Consider the following 1334-nt stretch of genomic DNA (forward strand, 5'->3'; position numbering starts at 1 on the left):
TCAATAGCGTCCTAAATAAAAGATGAGAGGTCTCGTTTTTGCCCAAAATATGTATTTTGGGTTTGCACCAAAAACCTTAGACCTCTCATGGCTAATATTACATTGTTTTCTCAGATTATTAAAAAGATTGACCGTTCTATTTTCAAAAAATTGGTTGATCAGAAGCAGGCGGATAAGGGCTGTAAAGGTTTTGACAGCTGGACCCATCTTGTATCAATGCTGTTCTGTCATTTTGCCAAAAGTACATCTGTAAGAGATATTTCAAACGGCCTGCGTTCAGCTACAGGGAATCTCAATCATCTGGGTATAAAAAAGGCTCCGTCCAAGTCAAGTATCAGTTATCAAAACAAGCGTAGGGATTCAGACTTGTTCAGAGACCTGTACTATTCATTGTTGGGTAGTTTAGGACAGCAGGCATCACTTAAGCGCGTCAAACTTAGGATCAAGGTTCCTATCTATCTGCTGGATGCCACGGTGATCAGCCTCTGTCTTTCGGTCTTCGACTGGGCTGCTTTCCGCACCAAAAAAGGAGCTGTAAAGATGCACACACTATTGGAATATGACGGTAAACTCCCTGTCTATGTGAATATTACAGAAGGAAGCGTGGCTGACAATAAAGGAGCTTACAACATGCCTTTAGAAAAAGGTTCGGTCATCGTGGCAGACAGGTACTACAATGACTTTCCAATGCTTAACGTTTGGGACAGCAAGGGGATATTCTTTGTAATCAGACACAAGGAAAATCTGGCTTTCACCACGATAAGGGAACGTGAACTGCCGGAGAATACTGCGCAGCATGTTCTCATTGATGAGGAAATAGAACTGACCAACCTGCAATCAAAGACCAAGTATCCGGGTAAACTTAGAAGGGTGGCAGTCTGGGATGAGAAAAACAAACAGACTATAGAACTCATTACCAATAACTTCAGTTGGGCTGCACAGACAATAGGAGACCTTTATAAGTCAAGGTGGGAGATCGAGGTGTTTTTCCGCGATATCAAGCAGCTGCTTCACATCAAAACTTTCATAGGAACTTCCAAAAATGCAGTAATGATACAGATATGGACTGCATTGATTACGATTATGTTACTCAAAGCAATGAAAGCGATGGCAAAATATGGATGGCATCTGTCCAATCTCGTGGCATTTATCAGGTTGAATATTTTCGTCAAAATAGAGTTGCAGAAATGGCTAGACAGACCCTTTGAAGACCATGACAAACCTATAGAAAACAATATGCAGGGGGTTCTTTTTCCCGATTATCATTAAAAACTCCCAAAAATGAAGCAAAATGAATATTCTTATTAAATCAAAAATTATTTAGGACAGCATTG

At 40.5% G+C, this 1334-nt stretch carries 1 protein-coding gene; it reads left to right on the plus strand.

Annotated elements, in window-relative coordinates:
* Positions 1–87: 87 nt before the first annotated feature.
* Positions 88–1269, plus strand: a complete 1182-nt coding sequence (locus tag MMU07_RS21670; RefSeq protein WP_241128706.1) for an IS4 family transposase — start codon at positions 88–90, stop codon at positions 1267–1269.
* Positions 1270–1334 lie beyond the last annotated feature (65 nt).

It is taken from the genome of Cognataquiflexum nitidum (genome assembly GCF_022538055.1).
GTDB classification, from domain to species: domain Bacteria; phylum Bacteroidota; class Bacteroidia; order Cytophagales; family Cyclobacteriaceae; genus Cognataquiflexum; species Cognataquiflexum nitidum.

Excerpts from the sequence above, each read along its gene's own strand:
- MMU07_RS21670 (WP_241128706.1), top strand. The coding sequence starts at position 88 with ATGGCTAATATTACATTGTTTTCTCAGATTATTAAAAAGATTGACCGT.